Genomic DNA, 23,878 nt, shown 5'->3' with positions numbered 1-23,878 from the left:
CATGCCGATCCAGACACGATTTCCTGCACGTGAGCGCACGCGCCATGCCGGTGCGGTCGCTGCGTCCACCGTGGCCACTATGGCCGTCGCGCTGTGTGCCGCCCTGCTGGGCGGGTGCAGCAGCGGGCCGACGATGGGCGCTTACGGCGCACCGTCGGCCGCCGCGTTGATGCAGGCGCAGCAGAACGACGAGGAAAAGGCGAAGCTTGCGAAGCCCGACACGCGCGAGTTGTATCTGTCGATGATCCGTCAGGTGCAGGATCAGGGCTCGTACTTCGCGTCGCTCGCGCATATCGAACAATTCCGCATGCAATTCGGCTCGGCACCTGACGTCGACATTCTTCGTGCCGATGCCCTGCGCGAGACGGGGCAGCCCGACGCGGCGGAGCAGGCGTACCGCCAACTGCTGGGCAGCACCGAAGCCGCCGCCGCGTGGCACGGTCTGGGATTGGTGGCCGCACAGCGCAAGGATTACGCCGGGGCCACGCAAGCGTTGCGCGAGGCGGTGTCGCGCGCGCCGACGCAAGCGTTCTATCTCAGCGATCTCGGCTTCGCGCTGCTGCGCAACGGCGAGCCCGCTGCCGCGCGTGTGCCGCTGGCACAGGCGGCCGAGTTGCAGCCGGACAGCAAAAAGGTGCTCAGCAATCTGGCGGTGTATCTGCTCGTGACCGGCGATCGCTCGCGCGCCGACGCGATGATGACGAACGCCAAGATGCCGCCGTCCACGCGCGAAGCCATCGACAAGCTGGCCGCCGATATCCGGGCGCAGACCAAGGCACGCAAGCAGGCCGCAGACGCCGCCTCGGCACGGGCCGCAGCACAGGCGGCGGCCGCCATCGCACCACAGGCCGCGCCCCCCGTGGCAACGGCATCGGCCGTCGCGACACCGGCCCGCGCGAGCACAAGCAGTGACGGGCCGGTCGTGGTGCGACTGCCGCAAGCGGGTGCGACGGACGATGGACAGAACAAGGGGACGTCGAAGTCGGGGCAGGCCGCGCCGGTTACCTCGGCATCGGACGCCAAACTCGCGCGTGCCGGGGACGGACCGCGCAGCGACATGCCGACGTCGATGCTCGACCGGTTCGCGCATTCGCAGTAAGAACGAACGCAGCAACATCAGGGGAGACGTGAAGATGGCCAACCAGAAACTTCAGGGAACACCGGGCGTTCGTCCGCTTCGTGCGGCGCAGCTCGGGCTTGCCGTGTTCACGCTTTGGGCCGGAGCCGCCGCAGCGCAGAGCAACGCACCCGTCACCGGCACGATGGGCGGGACGGTGAGTGGGGCGGTGAGTGGGACGGTGAGTGGGACGGACTCGCGCGCCGTCGCTACAACGTCCGCCGCGCCGGTGGCGCAACAGGCACCGGTCGCGCCCCCCGCACAGCAGGCACCCGTTGCGCAGAGCACGGCAGCGCCCTCGCAGCAGGCGGTCCGTATTCCGGCCGACGTGGTGCGTCGCACCTCACCGCCGGTCGTCGGATCGCCAGCGCGCGACGGCATGCTCGGCGACGAGACCGAAGCGTTGCTCGCCGTGCAGTCGAATAATCTTGCTGCGGGTCCCGGCTTGCCGATGCTCGGGGCGACGGCGTCGCGCGCTTACCGTCGTTATCTGGAGAGCTTCAACTACGCGATTCCGGCGTTCTTCACCACGATGGTCCAGAGCGATAACGGCACGGGCGGTGGCGGCGGCAACGGCGGTGGCGCGACACCGGCGGCAGCGGGGGCTGGCGCGAGCCAGTGATGTTTCATGACTCCGCGTGCGCGTGGGCGCTCAACGAATGACACGACTCGTGCCAAAGGTACGAACGGTGCGAACGGTGCAAGGCGTACGGTAGGGTTTGCCGGACGCCAGCGCGGGTCGGTGCCGATTCTCGCCTTCATCTTCCTGACGGTCGTGCTGATTCTGGCGTTCTCCATCGACGCCGGTTTCGCCTTCATGAAGCGACGCGGTCTGCAACGTGCCGCCGACATGGCGGCGCTCGCCGGGGCCCAAACGCTGCCCGGTTGCGCCAACACGACGTCGTACGACACGGTCGAGCGGGCGAATGTGGCGTCGAACCTCGGCAACAACGTTACCGGTCTGACGATCGCCACGTCGTGCGGGACCTGGACGTCGCCAGCAGCCACGGCGACGACACCGGGGACGTTCGTCGCCGCGACGTCGGCCAATGCGGCGAGCGGCAACGCCGTCTCGGTGACGCTGACGCTCGGCGTCCCGTCGTTCTTCCAACTGGCGGGCACCCGCACGATTTCCGCCAACGCCGTCGCACGCAAGGCCCCGGCAGTGGTGACGTTCACGGTCGATTCGGGGCTGCTCGCGCTCGATGCGAATAATTCGGTCCTCGCGCCGCTGCTCAATTCCGTGGGGATCTCGCCAGCGCTTTACGTGGGCGCGGCGCAGCAACTCGTCGGCGTGAACATTACGCCCAAGGGACTGTTGCAGGCGCTCGGCGTGCCCGTGACGGGGGATGTGAGCGTGGCGTCGCTCTCTGGCGTCGCGGCGGTGAAGAACCTCACGGTTGGCACATTGCTGAGTGCGACGAATACGGCACTCGTCACGCAGAACGGCGCGTTGTCGGCGTCCGTTACGGCGATGAACAACCTCATCAATGTGTTTGCGAACAGCCCGGTCCTCAATCTGCCGATCAACCTGCTCGGCTCGGCAACGACGCCGGGCATCATCGCCAACATCGATGCGGCGGGAGTGAGCGCGGCGAACGCGCTGAACGCCAACGTGGGCATCTCGGATCTGATCACGGCCGCCGTTGTCGGCGGGACGGGGAACAATGCCGTTGCGATCCCATCACTCAATATTCTCGGCGGCACAGTGTCGGTGGTCGCGCGAGTGATCTCGCCGCCACAGATCGGCGTCGGAGGGGTTGGGGCGACGGCGACGAACGCGCAGGTGCGGCTGTTCCTGACGGTCAATTCGGCGGCGTCCAGCGCAGGCCCGCTGGCGGGGATTCTGAATGCGGCGGGGACGACGCTTAACTTGCCTCTGGTGCTGGAGGTCGCGCAGTCGACTGCGACAGTCACGGCGTTGCAATGCGGTGCGACGCCATCGACCACGTTGCAGGTTAACTCGGGGCTAGTGAATGTTTGCGTGGGGGCGGCAGCCAGTGGCGTAAATGTCCAGACCAACCCGGCGAGCTGCACCACGCTCATGACACAACGCACGAACATCGCGACGTTACTCGGGCTCATCAATGTCGGGGCGAACGTCAACCTCTCGCTCGCGACCAATTCGCCCGCGCCGATCACTTTCACGGGACCGTTTCCACAGAAGGTCGGGCCCATTGGATCGAACGTGAATCTGAGTCAGATCGTCTCGGCGTTGCTCACCGGTTTGTCTCTTGACGTGAGTGCCGGTGGCACGTCGACATCCGGGACCATCGGCACGGGGTTGGTGAACAACGTGCCGACGGCGCTGACCGGGGCGTCGATCTCCACCGTCAACTCGTTTCTCAGTTCGGCGGCGGCGGGACTGAAGGCCACGACCAACGCGCTCGGCACAACGCTTGGCGGCGTGCTCACGCTCAATCTGCCTCAAGTGCTGGGGGGCGTTGGCGGGCTGGTCACGGGGCTGGTGAACACGTTGGGCGGCATTGTGAGCGGCTTGCTCGGCGGTGTCACCGATCTACTGTGCAACCTGTCCGGCAACGCCAATCAGTGCCGAATTAACGCGGTGTCGGGTTCGATCGGCAGCTCCGACATCTCACCCGTCCTCGGCAGCGTGCTCTACACCTTGCTCAACCCGCTGCTTACGCCGCTGAGCAACGTGCTGAACACGCTGCTGTCGTCGCTGGGCATCACGCTGGGCATGACGACGGTGACGGTCGACAGCATCAATTGTCAGAACGGGCTCGTGCAGCTCGTGTATTAGCGAAGCTATCGGAACATGCCGCGCCGCCCGAACCGGAGCCCGGGCGGCGCACCGAATTTCACCAGGACGAACGCCGGGGGCGTTCGTCAACGAGCGAATCAGCATGAAAAGCAAGCCAGTACGTGAAGACCTCGATGTCTACGTGTGGGAAGGCAAGTCGGACATCGCCGACCGCGTGTCGCATTGCCTCGCCAGCTTCGACATGGAAGTGATTCGTGCGGACGGTATCGACCTGTCGCGCGAGCGCACGCGTGCGCGGCCGTCCATCGCAGTGGTCAGCGTGTCGGTGATCGAAGGCGCGTCGACCAACGCGAACGAATGGCAACTCGGTCACGGCATGCCGGTGATCTGGGTGGCGACTACGCCGCGCGAGAACGACCGGAGTGTCTTTCCGCCCGAATACAGCAACATCCTCACGCTCGACTTCTCCGGCGCGGAACTGCGTACGCTCATCTTCAAACTCTCCGGTGCGATTGCGGAGGCCGACCGCGCACCCGTACCGTCCGACCCGCTCGTCGCCCAATCGAGTGCGATGCTCGGCCTGCTCGCCGAGGTGGACGCCTTCGCCGACTGCGATTCGAACGTGCTGATTCATGGCGAGACCGGCGTGGGCAAGGAGCGGATTGCGCGTCTGCTGCACGACAAGCAGAGCCATTACGGGCAGGGGCCGTTCGTTGCCGTGAACTGCGGTGCGATTCCCGACGGCCTGTTCGAGTCGCACTTCTTCGGGCACGCCAAAGGGGCGTTCACCGGGGCGTTGTACTCGCACAAGGGATACTTCGAGCAAGCCAACGACGGCACGCTGTTCCTCGACGAAATCGGCGATCTGCCGCTATATCAGCAGGTCAAGCTGCTGCGAGTGCTCGAGGACAGTGCGGTGACGCGTCTGGGCTCGGCGCAGCCGGTGAAGCTCGACTTCCGGCTGGTGGCGGCCACCAACAAGAACCTGAAGTCGATGGTGCGCGACGAGCTGTTCCGCGCCGACCTGTTCTATCGTCTGGCCGTGATCGAGCTGCACATCCCGAGTCTCGAAGAACGGGGACCGGTCGACAAACTGGCCGTCTTCACGGCGTATCTCGGCAAGGTGGTCGGCGACAGCGAAGTCGGCGCGCAGGTGCCGCCGTGGCTGCGCGAACTGGTCGAAGGCGGCGTGTTTCCCGGCAACGTCCGCGAAATGCGCAATATCGCCGAACGTGTCGGCATCATCTATCGGCAACTCGGGGGCTGGGACGAGCGGCGCATCCGTCCGATCTTCGATGCACTGTCGATGGGCGCCACCGGGGCGGTGCCGCGCGCCGACGATCCGGCACGCAGCGGGGCACTGGCCGAGCGCGCGCGCTGGGACGCCACCGAGCGCGCGCGTATCGTTGCCGCGCTCGACGCCAACGGATGGCGGCGTCAGGACACGGCGAACGCGCTGGGCATCAGCCGCAAGGTGCTGTGGGAGAAGATGCGCAAATATCAGATCGTCGGCAACGACTCGGAGCTGGCGAGCGAATATGAGGGATAAACAAGAGAGATAAGCACGGCCCCGCGTGCTGCGTGGGGAATGCCTCAATCGCACCTTGAATGACGGGATTTTTCTGACAAACGGCTTCGCCTGACCGGAAGTCTCGCGCCCCTTCAGTTGCGCAGTATCAACAGATGAAATCGAGGGCGCACAATAACGCATTCCCTGCTTGGAAGAGCGCGTCTCAATGGATAGAATTGTCGGCTATTGCGGGCATGCGGTTATCATTCCACAAATACGCAGGTCTCAGATCCTCGGGACGAAGTCCGGGGTGGCGAATGAATGCGACGAATAAGGGCCGTAAAACGGTCCGGTCGATAACAGGAAAACAGATCAGATGAAAATCAGTGATTGCCGGGGGCGGTTGTGGTTGGGCGTGGGGGTGGCATGCCTGGCAGCCTGGGGGACGTCAGCGATGGCTGCCGATGCGGTGCGCGACGTAACGGGTGCAACGCCTGCACAACTGGCAGCTCCGGCAGTGCCTGCACAATCGGCGACGGCACCCGCCGCAGCCTCGGGCACGATTCAGGAACTGCGCGATCGCATCCAGAACAAGGAAGTGACCGAACTGCGCACGACCTATAACGGTCGCTACGGCGCGAGCCTGTTGTTCTATCCGCAGACGCTCGGCTACTACGTCGCCCTGTTCCACGAAGGCCAGTTCTGGCGCGTGGTCAAGGTGAGCAACGAGAAGAAGGCCGAATCGCTGTACGCCGACTTCGTTCACCAGACGCAGGTGCTGGCCGACGTCGAAATCAACCGCATCAAGCTCGAAGCGCAGAAGGCGATGATCGAGCGTCAGCTGGCCGAGAGCGAAACCCGCCTGAACGCCGTGCAGAACGATCTCAGCATCCAGCGTCAGCAGGAACAGGCACTGGCGCAGAATCAGCAGGCCGTGCGTGAGCAGGCCGCCGCGCTGGAAACCGAACGTAGCGCCGCGCGCATTCGCCTGACCGACGTTCAGGGCCAGATCCGCTCGCTGGAAGCGCAGCAGAACACGGTCGACTCGGAACTCGTGCGTTCGGTGAAGGGCTCGACCAAGAAGACCACGCGTCGTCGCTGATCGATGCCGCACCTGCGATTCGCTGGATGATGCCTCCGGCGTCTCAGGATGTGAGAAAGCCGCCTTCGGGCGGCTTTTTTCATGGGCGCGTCAAACACCGGGGCCATACGGTCGGTAGGCGATGTGAACGCCAAAGCGCACGCGCTGGCGGCCATCGCTACACGCAATTGCCGGGACTGTCGACACACGAATCGCCCATGTCTGACATATGTCGCGCATTTGCAACTCGAAAAGCGGTGCCGCTCCGGCCATCCTACGTGCGCCAAGGTCGGGCAAAACCCTTGCCGTGCGGGACTGGTCACGGCGCGCGGCTCGTCATATCCTAGCTAAGCATGTCATGTAACAGGTCCGTCGCTCAGCATCTGCCCGGACTGGCGAGGGAACCGGCGCCCAGTTAGAATAGCGCCCATTTTGTGCAGCGCAATAAAGCGATTACCCAAACCTTATGACGCAAAACATTCGACACGGGCAGCGCCCTCAGGCCATGCCCGCGCTCATGGTGGCGGCCATCGGCGTGGTCTTCGGCGATATCGGCACCAGCCCGCTCTATGCGCTCAAGGAATGTTTCGATCCGCAGCACGGCATTCCGTTTAATCAGCAGGCCGTGTTCGGCATCATCTCGCTGCTGTTCTGGGCGCTGGTGATCGTCGTGTCCCTGAAGTATGTGTTGTTCGTGATGCGTGCCGACAACCGTGGCGAAGGCGGCGTGCTGGCGCTCATGGCGCTCAGCCTGCGCAGCGTGCGGGCAGGCAGCCGGTGGGCCACCGTCCTGATGATGCTGGGGATGTTCGGCGCCTGTATGTTCTACGGGGATGCGGTAATCACACCGGCCATCTCCGTGATGTCGGCGGTGGAAGGGTTGGAGATCGCGGCGCCGTCGCTCTCGCGCTTCGTACTGCCGATTACCATCGTCATCCTGATCATTCTGTTCTCGATGCAGAAATCAGGGACTGCCAAGGTCGGCCGTCTGTTCGGTCCCGTCATGGTGGTCTGGTTTGTGATTCTCGGCGTGCTAGGCGTGTACAACATGGTGCTCGCGCCCGAGATCATCAAGGCGATCAATCCCTACTACGGCATTCACTTCATTCGCACGCACGCGCTGCAAGCGTACATCGTGCTCGGCTCGGTGTTCCTGGTGCTGACCGGTGCAGAAGCGCTGTATGCGGATATGGGCCACTTCGGCATTCGTCCGATTCGCTTCGCGTGGTCGTTCCTCGTCTTCCCGGCGCTGGCGCTGAACTACTTCGGTCAGGGCGCATTGCTGCTGTCCAATCCAAAGGCCATCGAGAACCCGTTCTTCCTGCTCGCGCCGGACTGGGCGCTGCTGCCGCTGGTGATTGTGGCGACCGCCGCAACCGTCATCGCGTCGCAGGCCGTGATTTCGGGGGCGTTCTCGCTCACCAGTCAGGCGATTCAGCTCGGCTACGTGCCGCGCATGAAGATTCTGCATACGTCGGATCGCGAGATCGGTCAGATCTACATGCCGGTCATCAACTGGTCGCTGCTGTTGGTGATCATCTGGATCGTGCTGGCGTTCAAGTCGTCGAGCAATCTGGCGGCGGCGTACGGGATTGCGGTGACGACGACGATGGTCATTACGACGATTCTCGCGTGCGTGGTCATGGTCAAGGTCTGGAACTGGAACAAGTTCCTCGTGGCGCTCATCATCACAGGCTTCCTTGTCGTCGACTTCGCGTTCTTCGGCGCGAACCTGATCAAGGTCGAAGAGGGCGGCTGGCTGCCGCTGGCGCTTGGCGCGTTCCTGTTCTTCATGCTGATGACGTGGCACAAGGGCCGTCAGTTGCTGCGTGAGCGCACGGCCGCCGACGGGATTCCGCTGGGCCCGTTCCTGCAAGGGCTGCTGGCACACCCGCCGCATCGTGTGGCCGGTACCGCCATTTATCTGACGGGCGGCAACACGCTGGTCCCGGTGAGCCTGCTGCACAACCTCAAGCACAACCGTATTCTGCATGAGCGCACGATCTTTCTGACGTTCCGCACGCTTGACGTGCCCTACGCCGAAGACGGTAGCCGCATCGAGGTCAAGGACCATACCGGCGGGTTGTACAGCGTGGTCGCGACGTTCGGCTTCAACGAGACGCCGGACGTGAAGGAAGTGCTGCATCTGCTCGAAGAGAAGACGGACATGCACTTCGAGTTGATGGATACGTCGTTCTTCCTGGCGCGCGAGACGGTCGTGCCGACCAAGCTGCCGGGGATGTCGATCTGGCGCGAACGTCTGTTTGCCTGGATGCACCAGAACGCTGCCAAGCCGACGGACTTCTTCAGTATTCCCGCCAACCGCGTGGTTGAGCTGGGGACGAAAATCGAGATCTGACGGTTAATCGGCAGATCGACAGATCGGACGTCAAAAAGCCCGCTCGAACCGAGCGGGCTTTTCTTTGTGCTGAAGGCGTTGCGATCAGCGCTTGAGCTTGGCGAAAGCGGCAGCCATGGCATTGACCGTTTCCGGCTCGCGCTGACGGCCACCGCCGCCATTGCCACCACGGTGAGCACCACTGCTGGCACCGCGCCCCCCCGCGCCACCACCGCTGCTCAGGCGATCGCTCGCACCGGCCACCGGCAGATCGTCGTTCAGACGCATGGTGAGCGAAATACGCTGACGGCGCGGATCGACTTCGAGCACCTTGACCTTCACGATATCGCCAGCCTTCACGACTTCGTGCGGATCCTTGATGAACTTCGTCGACATGGCGGAGACGTGAACCAGACCGTCCTGATGCACGCCGATATCGATGAACGCGCCGAAGGCGGCCACGTTCGTGACCACGCCTTCGAGCTGCATGCCAGGCTTCAGGTCGGTCAGCTTCTCGACGCCGTCCTGGAACGTCGCGGTCTTGAACTCGGGGCGCGGGTCGCGACCCGGCTTTTCGAGTTCGGTCAGGATGTCCTTGACCGTTGGCAGACCGAAACGCTCGTCGACGAATTCCGTCGGCGACACACTGCGCACGACCGAACCGTTGCCCATCACATCGCCAATGGTCTTCTTGATCTTGGCGAGAATGCGCTCGACGACCGGGTACGCTTCCGGGTGAACCGACGAACGATCCAGCGGATTGTCGCCGCCGTTCACGCGCAGGAAGCCCGCGGCCTGTTCGAACGTCTTGTCGCCCAGACGCGGCACCTTCTTGAGCGCTTCGCGGTTGGGGAACGGGCCGTTGCTGTCGCGGAAGTCCACGATGTTCTTCGCGAGCGTGCTGTTCAGCCCCGACACGCGGGCGAGCAGCGGGGCCGATGCCGTGTTGACGTCCACGCCCACGGCGTTCACGCAATCCTCGACGACGGCGTCCAGCATACGTGCCAGTTCGCGCTGGTTCACGTCGTGCTGATACTGGCCCACGCCGATGGCCTTCGGCTCGATCTTGACGAGTTCGGCCAGCGGATCTTGCAGACGGCGGGCAATCGAGACGGCGCCGCGCAGCGACACGTCCAGTTCCGGGAATTCCTTCGCCGCGAATTCGGAGGCCGAGTACACCGATGCGCCGGCTTCCGATACCACGATCTTTTGCAGCTTCAGTTCGGGATGGCGCTTGATCAGTTCCAGCGCGAGCTTGTCCGTCTCCCGCGAGGCCGTGCCGTTGCCGATGCTGACGAGTTGCGCGCCGGTCGCGGCGGCAATCTTCGACAGACGGGCGAGCGAGCCGTCCCAGTCGCGGCGCGGTTCGTGCGGATAGATCGTGTCGGTGCCGAGCAGCTTGCCGGTCGCATCGACCACCGCCACCTTCACGCCGGTACGCAGACCCGGGTCCAGACCGATCACGCCCTTCGGACCGGCGGGCGCGGCGAGCAGCAGCGCCTTGAGGTTGCGAGCGAACACTCGAATAGCTTCGCTCTCGGCGCTTTCACGAATCTGCGTGAGCAGTTCCAATTCGAGGTGCGGCTGCACCTTCACGCGCCAGCTCCAGCGGCAGACGTCGCCCAGCCACTTGTCGGCGGCGCGGTTCTGCTGGCGAATGCCAAAATGACCGGCGATCACACCCTCACACGGATGCGGGACCTGTGCGTCGAGTTCTTCGCCAAGGCCCAGCTTGACCATCAGAATGCCGAGGTTACGACCGCGGAAGAGCGCGAGCGCGCGGTGCGACGGCACCGCAGAGAGCGGTTCGGCGTAGTCGTAGTAATCGCGGAATTTTTCGCCTTCCTCGCTTTCCTTGCCTTCGACGACCTTCGACGAGACCACGCCCTGATTCCAGAGGTAGTCGCGCAATTTGCCGAGGAGTTCGGCGGTTTCGCCGAATTGTTCCGACAGGATGTCGCGTGCGCCATCGAGGGCGGCCTTCCCGTCGGCCACGCCCTTCTCGGCGTCGACGAACCTGGCGGCTTCGACTTGCGGGTCGAGCGTCGGATCGGCGAGCAGCGCCTGCGCGAGGGGCTCGAGGCCGGCTTCGCGGGCGATTTGCGCGCGGGTGCGGCGCTTCTGCTTGTAGGGGAGGTAAAGGTCTTCGAGCGTCTGCTTCGTTTCCGCCGCCACGATGGCAGTGCGCAGTTCGTCGGTCAGCTTGCCTTGCTCTTCGATGCTCGCGAGAATCGCGCCACGGCGGTCTTCCAGTTCGCGCAGATACAGCAGGCGCTCTTCCAGATTACGCAGTTGCGTGTCATCGAGGTTATCGGTCACTTCCTTACGATAGCGAGCGATGAAGGGCACGGTGGCGCCTTCGTCCAGGAGTTGCACGGCGGCGGCGACCTGACGCGGCTGCACGTTAAGTTCGGCGGCAATGCGTTGAACGATCTGAAGGGCTACGTTTTGCGTCATGAGTGTTGCGAGTTACCCAAGTGCCAGGAGCGGGGCATTTTGCCATAAACCGCGGGCGCGTCCGGGCAGGCAATGCTAAAATTTGGCATGACTCCGCTCAACCTCATGATTTCCTTCGAAAAATTGTTTTCGCGACTGAATCTGCGCCAGGTTTCGCGCCGTCCCGCACGTGCATCGATCTCCGCCGTCGGGATGTTCGGCATCATCATGGCTGCGGCCATCGTGCCGTTTTCCGCGTCGGCGCAGCAGGGGCTCTCGGCCGTCGAGGCGGCCGGGCGTACGACCGAACAGCTTCGGGTGCCCGTCAAGCCGTTCGATGCGACCGCAGACCGTACCCCGTCGTCGGCTAGCAAAGCCAGCGCGGCAGCGGCTGCCGCTGAGGACGACAAACCCGTTCCCTACGACGATCGGTTGAATCTGCAACCGGCTGCGGACGATTTCGGCGGTCGTCGCGCCGTGCTCGATCGTCAGCGTGCATGGATCGATTACCGTTTCGAAGAGGCCAAGTACGAGTGCGCGTCGAAGTTCTTCGTGAACTATTGCATCGACAAGGCCCGCGACGAGCAGCGCGAAGCGCTCAAGGCCGTTCGCAGTCAGCGTCTGGTGCTCGAAGATCAGGAGCGCCGCGCGCGTGCCCAGGAGCGTGACGAGCGTCTGGCGGAAAAGCGGGCGCAAACGGCCGCCGAAGCGCCGCAACGCGCTGCCGAGCGTGCCCAGAACGTCTCCGATTACGAAGCCAAGCAGGCCGAGTATCAGCAGCGGGTGACGGAGCGCACGGGGCAGGCGCCTGAGCGCGCGGCGAATGCCCAGACGTACAATGCCAAGCAGGCCACGCAGCAGCAAAAGCTCGACGAAGCGAAGGCTTCGGCGGCGCAGAAGGCGGCCGAGCGCGAAGAGAACGTGCGTAAGTATAACCAGAAGCAGCAGGAAGCCATCGAGCGTCAGCAGAAGTCGGATGCCCGTCGCAACGAATCGCAATCGGGCAGCTCGCCTGCGCAAAAGGCGATTCAGGGGCAGTGAGCGACGCCGCCCGGATCGAGCGGTGAGCGGGTTGGGTTGGATGAGTCGGTCGAGGCGCTTAAGTCGATTAAGTCCGGAACCGGAATCACTTGAGAGTTGCAGGAGAGTCGCCAAGATGCAGCAAGATCTTCACTCCGTTGGACGCCGCATCATCGAATTGCAGATCGAACACCGCGATCTGGACTACCTGATCGACAAATTGCTGACGGAGCCGACGTACGACGAACTCCAGGTCTCGCGGCTCAAGAAGCGCCGTCTGAAGATCAAAGACACGATCACCCTGCTGCAAGTGCAACAAACGCCGGATCAGCCCGCCTGAGCGGGACAGTCCGCAGATCCGCGAGACGTCGGCAAGCATCGTCCGAAATTGTCCGAATTGTTTGCGCGGGTATTTTTTCATTGCGGCGCCGCGAATCTCCATGAGGGGAATCGCGGCGCCTTCGAGTTTTCTGAGCCGTTTTGACCGATTCCGCCGCATCCAGCGATTCCTCCGATCTCTCCCGAAGCCCCGATAGTCCGGACGCACCGACGTTCCACGGACTCAAGCCGCTCGCGCCCAAGCGCGAACGCGAGCTGGAGGAAATCTTCGGCGACGGCGGCATGCTCGCCCGCGCCATCGACGGCTACCGCTCGCGCGAGCCGCAGACCGAGATGGCACGCGCCGTGGCAGCCGCCATGGACACACACGACTCGCTGATCGCCGAAGCAGGCACCGGCACGGGCAAGACCTACGCTTATCTCGTGCCCGCGATGCTATGGGGCGGCAAGACGATCATCTCCACCGGCACCAAGCATTTGCAGGATCAGATCTTCGCGCGCGACATTCCCACCGTGCGCAAGGCGCTTGCCGTGCCTGTGACCGTGGCCATGCTCAAGGGGCGCGCGAACTACCTCTGCCACTACTATCTGGAGCGCGCGCAGCAGGAGGGGCGCTTCGCGTCACGTCACGAGGCGGCGCAACTGCGCGAAATCACCACGTTCGCGCAGATCACGCACAGTGGCGACAAGGCGGAATTGGCGTCCGTGCCCGAGAACGCGCCGATCTGGGCGCAGGTGACTTCCACCCGCGATAACTGCCTCGGTCAGGATTGCCCGCGCTACAAAGACTGTTTCGTGATGCAGGCGCGCAAGGAAGCCCAGCAGGCTGACCTCGTCGTCGTCAACCACCATCTGTTCTTCGCGGACGTCATGCTGCGCGACACGGGCATGGCCGAATTGCTGCCCAGCGCGAACACCGTGATCTTCGACGAAGCCCATCAGTTGCCCGAGACGGCCACGCTCTTTTTCGGCGAGACGGTCTCGACCACGCAGTTGCTCGAACTGGCGCGCGATTGCGTGGCGGAAGGGCTGATTCATGCGCGTGACGCGGCCGACTGGGTCAAGCTCGGCGCGGGGCTGGAGCGCGCGGCACGCGATGTGCGTCTGACGTTCGGTCAGGACAATGCGCGCATGTCCGTCACGCAATTGCCGGACGACCACGAACTGTTCGGTGCGCTCGAAAGCGTGGACCTCGCGTTGCAAGACCTGATCGAGACGCTTCAACATCAGTCCGAACGCGCGGAAGCGCTGGGCGCGTGCCTGCGCCGGGCGCTGGAATTGCACGAGCAACTGGAGCGCTGGCAGACGGGCGTGACGCCGCCGACGCCGGGCGAACAGCCGCTGCCACTGCTCGATCCCGATGCACCGCGTGTGACCGACGGAAAGCGAGAGAAGGCGGCCAAGGCACGCGAGGCGGAAGCGGCGCGGCTTGCTACCGAAGCGAAGGCTGCGGACGACGGTGACGGAAAATCGGATAAGTCTGAAAAGACTTACACGCCGCCGGAAACCGTCCGCTGGATCGAAGTGTTTTCGCAGGCGGTGCAGTTGCATCAGACGCCGCTCTCGATTGCGCCGATCTTCGCGAAGCAACGCGCCGGTGCGCCGCGCGCGTGGATCTTCACGTCGGCCACGCTGTCGGTGAAGGGCAACTTCATGCACTACGCCGCGCAGCTTGGGTTGGATGCTGGCAAGTCGCTCACGCTGGCTAGTCCGTTCGATTACCAGAACCAGAGCCTTCTATACGTGCCGCGCGGCTTGCCACAACCTTCCGCGCCGAACTTTACCGATGCCGTGCTCGACGCCGCGTTGCCCGTGCTCGAAGTGAGTGGTGGCCGGGCGTTCGTGCTGTGTACCACGCTGCGCGCGGTGAATCGCGCGGCGGAGCGCCTGCGCGAGGAGTTCGAGCGTCGCGGTTGGCCGTATCCGTTGCTGGTGCAGGGCGAAGCCAGCCGTACCGAATTGCTCGATCGTTTCCGCGCGCTAGGGAACGCGGTGCTCATCGGTAGCCAGAGTTTCTGGGAGGGTGTGGACGTGCGCGGCGAGGCGCTCTCCCTCGTCATCATCGACAAGTTGCCGTTCGCGCCGCCTGACGACCCGGTGCTTGCGGCGCGTCTCGACGCGCTGACGAAGAAGGGGCTGAGTCCGTTCGCCGTCCATCAGTTGCCGCAGGCGGTGATCACGCTCAAGCAGGGCGCGGGACGATTGATTCGCTCGGAAGTGGACCGTGGCGTGCTGATGATTTGCGATCCGCGTCTGGTGGATAAGCCTTACGGGCGTCGGATCTGGCAGAGTCTGCCGCCATTCAAGCGCACGCGGGAACTGCCGATTGTGCGCGGTTTCTTCGACGAGATGGCGGCGCAGGCCGGAGGCTGACGTTTATCCGCCGCGGGTGTGAAATGAGAAAGCCAGACGGTGAAGCGTCTGGCTTTTTTGTGGCGTAAGGCGGGTCGCGCTTGCGTTAGCCGGCAAGGGCATCCAGCCATCGCCCGATGACGGCCGGCGCGACTTCCGACAGGCGTGCGTGATGCACACGTGCATCGTTGCGCAACGTGGTCGGGTCGATGTTGGCAGTACCGAGTTCGCAGGCGTGGCCGACGAGCCAGGACTCGATGCTGGCGGCGTCGGCTTCCAGATGAAACTGCAGACCGAGTGCGTGATCGCCCATCGCAAAGGCCTGATTTTCGCCAATCGCCGTGCGGGCCAGATGCGTCGCGCCCGGCGGGATGTCGAACTGATCGCCATGCCAGTGCAGCACGCTGGCGTTACCAAGGGCGGCAAGGGGGGACGATTGCCCGGCTTCGGTAAGCGTCAGCGGCGCGTAACCGATTTCCTTCACGCCCAGCGGATAGACTTTCGCACCCAGTGCGCGCGCCATCAATTGCGCGCCGAGACAAATGCCTAGAATCGGCTTGTTCGCGCTCAGGCGCGCTCTTACAAGCGCAAGCTCATTCGCGATAAACGGATGAATGACGTCATCGAAGGCGCCGATCGGTCCGCCGAGCACGACCAGCAGGTCGGGCGCGAAAACGTCGACGGCGCGAAGGTCGGCAAGCGGGGCGTCGATATAGTCGATGCGATAACCGCGCTGGGCGAAGTACGGCGCCAGCGTGCCGAGATCTTCGAAGTGCACGTGACGCAAGGCAAGCAGCGTTTTGCCGGGGGCGGGGGTGGTGCTCACAAAACGAACTCCTGTCGAAGGATCGTCATGACGACGGGAAACAAAAAACCCCCGCATAGGCGAGGGCTTTTCGATGCATTCCAACCAACAACTGGCTTAACGCCAGATCTGCCACCAGGACTTCTTGTCGCCCGGGTTGTTGTCGATGCGACGGCCGACCGTCAGGTAGCCGCTGTTCGGGTAGGTCTTCTCCATCACGCGGCGGGCGTCGTCACGCAGTTCGGTCATACCGAGTTTGTCGTACGACTTGATCATGATGCCGAGGGCGTCTTCCAGCGCCGGCGCCTGATCGTAGTCCTGCAGGGCGGTCTGCGCGCGGTTCACTGCGGCGAGGTAAGCGCCACGGCGATAGTAGTACTCGGCGGCGTGCACTTCGTGAGCGGCCATCGCATTCACGGCGTAACGCATACGCAGGGCGGCGTCGTTCGCATACTTGCTCGTCGGGTAGTGCTCGACCAGGTACTTGAAGCTGTCATAGGCTGCGCGCAGCGCCTTCGGATCGCGTTCGCTCAGATCCTGGCCCGAGAAGCGCCCGAACAGACCGAGGTCGTCGTTGAAGTTGATCAGGCCCTTGAGGTAATAGGCGTAATCGATCGACGGGCTGTCCGGATGCAGACGAATGAAGCGGTCGACGGCGGCGAGCGCTTGCGCCGGCTCGTTGTCCTTGTAATAGGAGTAGGCCGTGTTGATCTGGGCCTGTTGAGCGTGCGGGCCGAACGGGTCGCGCCCTTCGAGCAACTCGTAGTACTTCGCGGCCTTTGTATAGTCGCCGCTGTCGAAGCTGTCCTTGGCTTCCGAGTATAATTTGTTCGTCGACCAGCTGGCCGTTTCGTCGACCTTCTCCGGCAGAATGCCACAGGCGGCCATGCTGCCGACCACAATCGCGGCCAGCGTCAGATGTTTGACAAGTTTCAGGGCTTGCATGCTCGTTGGCTTCACTTCTCGATGACCCGTTCAATAGTGCCGGATTATAGCGTAACCGCCTCATTTGCCACGGAAAATGCGGAGGATTCGTCGGACGACGATTTCGACTCGCTTCCGGGGGCTTTCTCAGACGCCATCGATAGCGCCATTACCGACGCGACTTCTTCGATTTCTGTTTCAACCGATACCGCCTCTTCGGCCACGCCGCTCATCGCGACATTGCCCGACGCGCTCGCAGGAGAGCGCCTCGACAAGGCGCTGGCGCAGTGCTTCCCGGAATATTCCCGCAGTCGTCTTCAGGCCTGGGTCGAAGATGGCCGCGTCACGCTCGACGGCGAACCCGCTAAAGTCCGCCAGAAAGTGGCAGGCGGTGAAGCGGTGGTCATCACGCCAGCAGCGCTCCCCGAGCAACTGGCGTTCGCGCCGGAGCCGGTGCCGCTCGATGCCGTCTATGAGGACGCGACGCTCGCCGTATTCAATAAGCCCGCGGGCCTCGTCGTTCATCCGGCGGCAGGCAACTGGTCCGGTACGCTCCTCAACGGTCTGCTGCATCGTTACGGACAGGCGGCTGCGGATCTGCCGCGTGCCGGCATCGTCCACCGGCTGGACAAAGAGACGTCCGGCCTGATGGTGGTCGCGCGCACGCTGGTCGCACAGACCGATCTGGTACGCCAGTTGCAGGCGCGCTCGGTCAAACGGCATTACGCCGCGCTGGTGTGGGGACGTCCGCCGCAGCGCACCGTCGTGGACGCACCCATCGGTCGCGATCCGCGTGAACGCACGCGCATGGCGGTTGTGCAGGGGCAGGGCGGCAAACCCGCGCGCACCCGCGTGGTGACGGTCGCCAGCGCAGAATGGGAAGGATCCCCGATTTCGCTGGTGCTTTGTTCGCTGGACACGGGGCGTACGCACCAGATTCGCGTCCATCTTTCCCATCTGGGGCATTCGCTGTTGGGCGATCCGCTTTATCGACCGCGTCACAAGCGTCCGGCGCTGCCGGGCGGCTTTGCGCGGCAGGCACTGCACGCGTGGCGTCTGGGGCTGATCCATCCCGAGGACGATGCCGCGATGCACTGGCAAGCGCCGCTGCCCGACGATATGCGTGAACTCATGCGCGCGCTCGGCCTCGAATTCGACTTCACAACGCTCCCCGATTCGCTCGATGACTTCTTCCCTGCCTGAGCAAGACAGCAAGTTGGATACCGCGCAAGACACGATACCTGCGGACTGGATCGTCCCCGACTGGCCAGCCCCGGGCAACGTTCGTGCCGTATTCACGACGCGCGCAGGCGGCGTCAGCCAAGGCCCGCAGGCCACGTTCAACCTAGGTTACAAGGCGGACGACGATCCGCAAGCCGTGCGCACGAACCGTGCCTTGCTGGCCGCGCGAACGGGTGTGCCGTCGGCGTGGGTCGCGCAGGTTCACGGTCCGCGTGTGGTCGATGCGCAGGCAGCGTTCGATGCCGCGAACGCGGGCGAGCCGCTTCAGGCGGACGCCAGTGCGACCCACGCCGTCGGACTCGCGAGCACGATCATGGTGGCGGACTGCCTGCCGGTACTGCTATGTGACGCCCAAGGGCGTGCGGTGGCGGCGGCACACGCGGGCTGGCGCGGGCTTTGCGCCGGTGTCATCGAGCAGACGGTGCAGGCGCTGCGGGCGCAGTTGCCGAAATCCGGGGCGAACGACGACACGCAGGTGATCGCATGGCTCGGCCCGTGTATCGGACCGACGGCGTTCGAAGTAGGACCGGAGGTGCGCGAAGCCTTCCTCGACGCGGCTATGCCGCAGGAGCGAGACGCGACGTCCGCGGCTTTCGTCCCCCATGGCGATCCGGACGTTGGCAAATCACTGGCGGATCTGTGTGCGCTGGCACGATTGCGGCTCGCGCGGGAGGGCGTAACGAGCGTTTCCGGCGGCACATGGTGCACCGTCGGCGATCCCGGGCGCTTCTACTCCTATCGTCGCGACCGGACGACGGGGCGCATGGCGGCGCTGGTCTGGCGAGTTAGCTGAGACGGTTATTCTGCGTCATCGGGTCGCAGCGCGCGCGTGCGCCGTGCGCGGCTTCCCGCGATGTACAAGACGAGGAGTACCGGCCCGATACCGCCGAACAGGAAGATGGCGATGCCCAGCCATGCAGACGGCGCCGTGATGGCGACCATGCCAATGACGTAGAGCCAGCCGAGAAGAACAATGATCATCGGGACAAGTCGGGGCAAACGCGCATTCAAAAATGGGGGAGGCGACGGGACAATGCACTCAGGACGTTCGCCGCAAAGATTGACACGCCTGCGCGCGCACGCAAGAATGCTTCACAGGCGGGGCGCATCGCTCATAAAGTGAAGCACGCCGCCGCGTTTCGGGCGTCGGCCCTGAACGCAACGGACGTGACACTCAGGCTACCATGAATCGCGCCAGTGCCAACTTCGATCCGGCCTCGTTTGCCGCCTCGTTTGCCCAGCAGTTTCCCTCCGCTTCGCTCTCCGCTCAGGACATGTCGCAGTGGTTCAAGGCCGCCCAACAACTGTTCGGCGCGTTGCCGGGATCTGCTGGCCCGTCACCTTACGCTGCGAATGGTGCAGCGGCTGCCGCGAACCCGTTCGCGGGGCTTTTCGAACTTTTCGGCAAATCAGGCGCCACGCCGCAGCCGCCGTCGCTGCACGTCGATCCTGCGCGACTGAACGAGCTTCAGTCTGAATACGCCCGCGAATTCGCCGAACTCGTCGCCAGTTTCAATCAACCCGGTCTCGATACGGCCCCTGCACTCGGCGATCGTCGCTTTGCCGGAGAGGGCTGGCGCAATCCGTTCTACGCGTTGCCCGCTGCGCTCTATCTACTCAACGGCCGCTTCCTGATGCGTATGGCCGAACTGGTCGATGCCGATGCGAAGACGCGCGAGCGTATTCGCTTCGCCGTCGAGCAATGGGTCGCCGCCACCTCGCCCGCGAATTTCATTGCCACGAACCCGGACGCACAGCAGCGCCTCGTACAGACGCAGGGCGACAGCCTGCTGGCGGGCATGCAGCATCTGCTCGTCGACATGGGCAAGGGCAAGGTGTCGCAGACCGACGAGGCGGCCTTCGAAGTCGGGCGCAATGTCGCGACGACCGAAGGCGCCGTGGTCTTCGAGAACGACCTGATTCAGCTCATTCAGTACAAGGCGCTCACGCCGACGGTGCACCAACGCCCGTTGCTGATCGTGCCGCCCTGCATCAACAAGTTCTACATCCTCGATCTCCAGCCGGAGAATTCGCTGGTGCGTTACGCCGTCGAGCAGGGGCACACGGTGTTCGTCGTATCGTGGCGCAACCCCGATGCATCGCTCGCCCATAAGACGTGGGACGACTACGTTGGCGAAGGCCCGATTGCCGCCATCGACGTGGTGCGCGATATCAGCGGCCAGTCGCAAATCAATGCGCTCGGCTTCTGTGTGGGCGGCACGTTGCTGGCGGCAGCGCTCGCCGTGCTCGCGGCCAAGGGGCAGACGGGCCGCAAGTCGCCGGTCGCAAGCGTGACGTTGCTCACGACGCTGCTGGACTTTTCCGATACCGGCGTGCTTGACGTCTTCGTCGACGAGCCGCACGTCCAGTTCCGCGAACAGACGATCGGTGGCGGTCTCGGCCAGCCGCCGGGACTGATGCGCGGCGTCGAGCTCGCCAACACGTTCTCGTTCCTGCGTCCGAACGATCTGGTCTGGAATTACGTTGTCGACAGCTATCTGAAAGGCAATGCGCCGCAGCCATTCGACCTGCTGTACTGGAACGGCGACGGCACGAATCTGCCCGGGCCGATGTTCTGCTGGTATCTGCGCCACCTCTATTTGCAGAACGAACTGAAACAACCCGGTGCGATCCAGACCTGCGGCGTGCCCGTCGATCTGGGCGCCATCGAGGCGCCGGCGTACGTGTTCGGCTCGCGCGAAGATCACATCGTGCCGTGGACGTCGGCGTTCCGCTCTTTGCCGTTGCTCGGCGGTGAACGCCGCTTCGTGCTGGGCGCGTCGGGGCACATCGCGGGTGTCGTCAATCCGCCGGTGAAGAAGAAACGCAGCTATTGGCGCAACGACGACGTGGGTGTCGACGCGAGCGACTGGCTGGCCGGGGCCACCGAGCATCCGGGAAGCTGGTGGACCGACTGGAGCGATTGGCTCGCGGGCTACGCTGGCAAACGCGTTAAAGCGCAAAATGCGTATGGTAATGTTGCTTATGCACCCATCGAACCGGCGCCTGGGCGTTACGTGAAGGCGAAAGCCTGAGCGCATGGGCATCCCCCCTGGTTCGAACCTATTGAAAAAGAGGAATGAGACATGTCGGATATCGTGATTGTGTCGGCTGCCCGTACGGCAGTCGGTAAGTTTGGCGGCTCGCTGGCCAAAGTGGCCGCGCCGGATCTGGGGGCGATCGTGATCGACGAAGTCCTCAAGCGCGCGAAGCTCAAGGGCGAGGACATCAGCGAAGTCATCATGGGTCAGGTGCTGACCGCTGGTTCGGGCCAGAACGTGGCACGTCAGGCGTCGATCAAGGCCGGCCTGCCCGCGATGGTCCCCGCCATGACCATCAACAAGGTGTGTGGCTCGGGCCTGAAGGCCGTGATGCTCGCCGCCAACGCGATCACCGCCGGTGAAGCCGATATCGTCGTGGCAGGCGGTCAGGAAAACATGAGCGCCGCGCCGCACGTGCTGCCGGGTTCGCGCGACGGATTCCGCATGGGCGATGCGAAGCTGATCGACACGATGATCGTCGATGGCCTGTGGGACGTGTACAACCAGTACCACATGGGGATCACCGCCGAGAACGTGGCCAAGGAATACGGCATTACGCGCGAAATGCAGGACGCCTTCGCTGCGGCCTCGCAGAACAAGGCGGAAGCCGCGCAAAAGGCCGGTCGTTTCGACGCCGAAATCGTGCCGGTCTCGATTCCGCAGCGCAAGGGCGATCCGGTCGTCTTCAACACCGATGAGTTCGTGCGTCACGGCGTGACGGCGGAGTCGCTGGCCGGTCTGAAGCCCGCCTTCTCGAAGGACGGCACGGTGACGGCCGCCAATGCGTCGGGTATCAACGATGGCGCGGCTGCCGTGGTCGTGATGTCGGCCAAGCGTGCCGAGCAACTGGGGCTCACGCCGCTCGCGCGTATCGTTGCGTACGCGAACGCGGGCGTCGATCCGTCGGTCATGGGCATTGGCCCGGTGCCGGCATCGCAGCGCTGCCTCGCCCGTGCGGGCTGGAAGGCGAGCGATCTGGACCTGATGGAAATCAACGAAGCCTTCGCTGCGCAGGCACTGGCGGTGAACAAGCAGATGGGCTGGGATACGTCGAAGATCAACGTGAACGGCGGCGCCATCGCCATCGGTCACCCGATCGGTGCGTCGGGCTGCCGTATTCTCGTCACGCTGCTGCATGAAATGGCGCGCCGCGATGCCCGTCGCGGCCTGGCCTCGCTGTGTATCGGCGGTGGCATGGGTGTAGCGCTGGCGGTGGAGCGCGTCTGACGTTTCAGGGTTGACGCACGCAAACGTGAGTCTTACGAACCGCAGAAGAACCGGTGTCGCCCGTGTGTGCAACGCGCACGGGTTCGCACCGAAGTAGTCAGGAGACGAAAGGCGCGCGCGGGAACGCGCGGCCTGCGCGTCGGTCAATTGGCAGTCGCAACAGGCGGCAGTTTGCCGTTATTTTGGGGGAAGCGTTCCATGACTCAACGCATTGCATATGTGACAGGCGGGATGGGCGGTATCGGTACGTCTATTTGCCAGCGGCTGTACAAAGACGGCTTCAGGGTGGTGGCCGGCTGCGGTCCGAACTCGCCGCGCCGCGTGAAGTGGCTGGAAGATCAGAAGGCGTTGGGTTTCGATTTTGTCGCCTCCGAAGGCAACGTCGGCGATTGGGAGTCCACGAAGGCGGCGTTCGACAAGGTCAAGTCGGAAGTCGGTGAAATCGACGTGCTGGTGAACAACGCCGGCATCACGCGCGACACCGTGTTCCGCAAGATGACGCGTGAAGACTGGGACGCCGTGATCGACACCAACCTCACGAGCCTGTTCAACGTCACGAAGCAGGTAATCGAGGGGATGTGCGAGCGCGGCTGGGGCCGCATCATCAACATCTCGTCGGTGAACGGTCAGAAGGGACAGTTCGGTCAGACGAACTACGCGACGGCGAAGGCCGGTATTCACGGCTTTACGATGTCGCTCGCGCAGGAAGTGGCGACCAAGGGCGTGACGGTCAACACGGTGTCGCCGGGCTACATCGGCACGGACATGGTGCGCTCGATCCGTCAGGACGTGCTCGACAAGATCGTGGCGACGATTCCCGTCAAGCGCCTGGGCGAGCCGGGCGAGATCGGTTCGATCGTGGCGTGGCTGGCCTCGGACGATTCGGGCTTTTCGACGGGCGCAGACTTCTCGCTCAACGGCGGCCTGCACATGGGCTAAGCGGTGACGGGGCGCATGGCCACTGCGGGCCGCAGCGGGTACAGCGTCTCGGATCGGGTTAGGGCTTTGCCGCATAGCAGCAAACGCCCTAGAATCGATAATATGTGATAAACCCCGACCGCCGGTCGGGGTAGTCCTTCAAAAAACGCAGGAAACCCACCGCATGACCGCGAGCAAGAAGACTGACGAACGCCTGATCAAAAAGTATCCGAACCGGCGTCTGTACGATACCCAAACCAGTACGTACATCACCCTTGCCGATGTGAAGCAACTGGTGCTCGAAACCGAGGAGTTCAAGGTTGTCGACGCCAAGACGGGCGAGGACCTGACCCGCAGCATCCTGCTGCAGATCATTCTGGAAGAAGAGACCGGCGGCGTGCCGATGTTCTCGAGCGCCATGCTGGCCCAGATCATCCGCTTCTACGGCCATGCGCTGCAGGGGATGATGGGCACGTACCTCGAGAAGAATATCCAGACGTTCATCGAGATTCAGAACAAGCTGGCCGATCAGTCGAAGGGCATCTACGAAGGCGCGGCCTTCAACCCTGACGTCTGGGCGCAATTCATGAACATGCAGGCGCCGATGATGCAGGGCATGATGACCAACTACATCGAACAGTCGAAGAACCTGTTTGTGCAGATGCAGGAGCAGATGCAGAGCCAGGCGAAGAACATGTTCAGCACGTTCCCCTTCCCGGGCGGTCCGGGGGCGCCGGGCGCGCCAGGTACGCCAGGCCGGGACCCGAACAAGAAGCCCTGAACGAGGCTTTTTGACGACGGAC

General features: G+C 63.7%; 19 protein-coding genes. 15 read left to right on the top strand and 4 right to left on the bottom strand.

The window, feature by feature from the left end; all coding sequences use genetic code 11:
* Position 1: 1 nt before the first annotated feature.
* The 6 genes from MB84_RS30530 to MB84_RS14230 all read left to right on the top strand — a co-directional run bounded on the left by MB84_RS30530 (position 2) and on the right by MB84_RS14230 (position 8,792).
* Positions 2 to 1,099 (top strand): tetratricopeptide repeat protein, encoded by a 1,098-nt coding sequence (locus MB84_RS30530; RefSeq protein WP_052653380.1) that lies wholly within the window; start codon positions 2 to 4, stop codon positions 1,097 to 1,099.
* Between the two features lie 34 nt (positions 1,100 to 1,133).
* Complete coding sequence (locus MB84_RS14250; protein ID WP_052653378.1) at positions 1,134 to 1,739, top strand: DUF3613 domain-containing protein; 606 nt, start codon at positions 1,134 to 1,136, stop codon at positions 1,737 to 1,739.
* Positions 1,740 to 1,859: 120 nt separating this feature from the next.
* Positions 1,860 to 3,881: a TadG family pilus assembly protein gene (locus MB84_RS14245; RefSeq protein WP_046292258.1), complete on the top strand. Its 2,022-nt coding sequence runs from the start codon at positions 1,860 to 1,862 to the stop codon at positions 3,879 to 3,881.
* A 103-nt stretch (positions 3,882 to 3,984) separates the two neighbouring features.
* Complete coding sequence (locus tag MB84_RS14240) at positions 3,985 to 5,391, top strand: sigma 54-interacting transcriptional regulator (RefSeq protein ID WP_046292257.1); 1,407 nt, start codon at positions 3,985 to 3,987, stop codon at positions 5,389 to 5,391.
* A gap of 337 nt (positions 5,392 to 5,728) precedes the next feature.
* Entirely contained in the window at positions 5,729 to 6,454 is a 726-nt protein-coding gene (locus tag MB84_RS14235; RefSeq protein ID WP_046292256.1) for a DUF2968 domain-containing protein, read from the top strand.
* 445 nt (positions 6,455 to 6,899) lie between these two features.
* Positions 6,900 to 8,792, top strand: a complete 1,893-nt coding sequence (locus MB84_RS14230) for a potassium transporter Kup (RefSeq protein WP_046292255.1) — start codon at positions 6,900 to 6,902, stop codon at positions 8,790 to 8,792.
* Between the two features lie 84 nt (positions 8,793 to 8,876).
* On the opposite strand, the gene MB84_RS14225 is transcribed toward MB84_RS14230, so the two are convergent.
* Positions 8,877 to 11,228, bottom strand: coding sequence for a Tex family protein (locus MB84_RS14225; RefSeq protein WP_046292254.1), 2,352 nt, complete (start codon positions 11,226 to 11,228; stop codon positions 8,877 to 8,879).
* A gap of 105 nt (positions 11,229 to 11,333) precedes the next feature.
* Between MB84_RS14225 and MB84_RS14220 the strand changes: the two genes are divergently transcribed.
* The 3 genes from MB84_RS14220 to MB84_RS14210 all read left to right on the top strand — a co-directional run bounded on the left by MB84_RS14220 (position 11,334) and on the right by MB84_RS14210 (position 14,939).
* Positions 11,334 to 12,248 (top strand): hypothetical protein, encoded by a 915-nt coding sequence (locus tag MB84_RS14220; RefSeq protein WP_211279306.1) that lies wholly within the window; start codon positions 11,334 to 11,336, stop codon positions 12,246 to 12,248.
* Between the two features lie 115 nt (positions 12,249 to 12,363).
* Positions 12,364 to 12,567, top strand: a complete 204-nt coding sequence (locus MB84_RS14215; RefSeq protein WP_039397848.1) for a YdcH family protein — start codon at positions 12,364 to 12,366, stop codon at positions 12,565 to 12,567.
* Positions 12,568 to 12,707: 140 nt separating this feature from the next.
* Positions 12,708 to 14,939: an ATP-dependent DNA helicase gene (locus MB84_RS14210; RefSeq protein ID WP_046292253.1), complete on the top strand. Its 2,232-nt coding sequence runs from the start codon at positions 12,708 to 12,710 to the stop codon at positions 14,937 to 14,939.
* Positions 14,940 to 15,024: 85 nt separating this feature from the next.
* Here the strand turns inward: MB84_RS14210 and MB84_RS14205 are convergent, their stop codons facing one another.
* A complete protein-coding gene (locus MB84_RS14205) occupies positions 15,025 to 15,744 on the bottom strand; it encodes a glutamine amidotransferase (RefSeq protein ID WP_046292252.1) in 720 nt (239 codons plus the stop codon).
* 96 nt (positions 15,745 to 15,840) lie between these two features.
* Complete coding sequence (locus tag MB84_RS14200; RefSeq protein WP_046292251.1) at positions 15,841 to 16,668, bottom strand: outer membrane protein assembly factor BamD; 828 nt, start codon at positions 16,666 to 16,668, stop codon at positions 15,841 to 15,843.
* 21 nt (positions 16,669 to 16,689) lie between these two features.
* Here MB84_RS14200 and MB84_RS14195 point away from each other — a divergent pair, with 21 nt between their 5' ends.
* Together MB84_RS14195 and pgeF are read left to right on the top strand one after the other, a co-directional pair.
* On the top strand, positions 16,690 to 17,850 hold the full coding sequence (locus tag MB84_RS14195; RefSeq protein WP_046292250.1) for an RluA family pseudouridine synthase: 1,161 nt from the start codon (positions 16,690 to 16,692) through the stop codon (positions 17,848 to 17,850).
* On the top strand, positions 17,831 to 18,682 hold the full coding sequence (pgeF, locus tag MB84_RS14190) for a peptidoglycan editing factor PgeF (RefSeq protein ID WP_084009789.1): 852 nt from the start codon (positions 17,831 to 17,833) through the stop codon (positions 18,680 to 18,682). Before MB84_RS14195 ends, pgeF begins: the two co-directional genes overlap by 20 nt.
* Before the next feature lie 5 nt (positions 18,683 to 18,687).
* Here the strand turns inward: pgeF and MB84_RS14185 are convergent, their stop codons facing one another.
* A complete protein-coding gene (locus MB84_RS14185; protein ID WP_046292249.1) occupies positions 18,688 to 18,870 on the bottom strand; it encodes a hypothetical protein in 183 nt (60 codons plus the stop codon).
* A 203-nt stretch (positions 18,871 to 19,073) separates the two neighbouring features.
* On the opposite strand from MB84_RS14185, the gene phaC reads away from it, so the two are divergent.
* The 4 genes from phaC (at position 19,074) to phaR (ending at position 23,856) form a co-directional block, all read left to right on the top strand.
* On the top strand, positions 19,074 to 20,924 hold the full coding sequence (phaC, locus tag MB84_RS14180; protein ID WP_245725367.1) for a class I poly(R)-hydroxyalkanoic acid synthase: 1,851 nt from the start codon (positions 19,074 to 19,076) through the stop codon (positions 20,922 to 20,924).
* Between the two features lie 51 nt (positions 20,925 to 20,975).
* Complete coding sequence (locus MB84_RS14175; protein WP_046292248.1) at positions 20,976 to 22,157, top strand: acetyl-CoA C-acetyltransferase; 1,182 nt, start codon at positions 20,976 to 20,978, stop codon at positions 22,155 to 22,157.
* A 198-nt stretch (positions 22,158 to 22,355) separates the two neighbouring features.
* A complete protein-coding gene (locus MB84_RS14170) occupies positions 22,356 to 23,096 on the top strand; it encodes a 3-ketoacyl-ACP reductase (protein WP_046292247.1) in 741 nt (246 codons plus the stop codon).
* A 163-nt stretch (positions 23,097 to 23,259) separates the two neighbouring features.
* Positions 23,260 to 23,856, top strand: coding sequence for a polyhydroxyalkanoate synthesis repressor PhaR (phaR, locus tag MB84_RS14165; RefSeq protein WP_046292246.1), 597 nt, complete (start codon positions 23,260 to 23,262; stop codon positions 23,854 to 23,856).
* Positions 23,857 to 23,878: the final 22 nt, after the last annotated feature.

The sequence above is a fragment of the Pandoraea oxalativorans genome, assembly GCF_000972785.3.
GTDB lineage: Bacteria > Pseudomonadota > Gammaproteobacteria > Burkholderiales > Burkholderiaceae > Pandoraea > Pandoraea oxalativorans.
The sequence above is the reverse complement of the archived record's forward strand: the minus strand, read 5'-3'. Positions and strand labels throughout refer to the sequence as shown.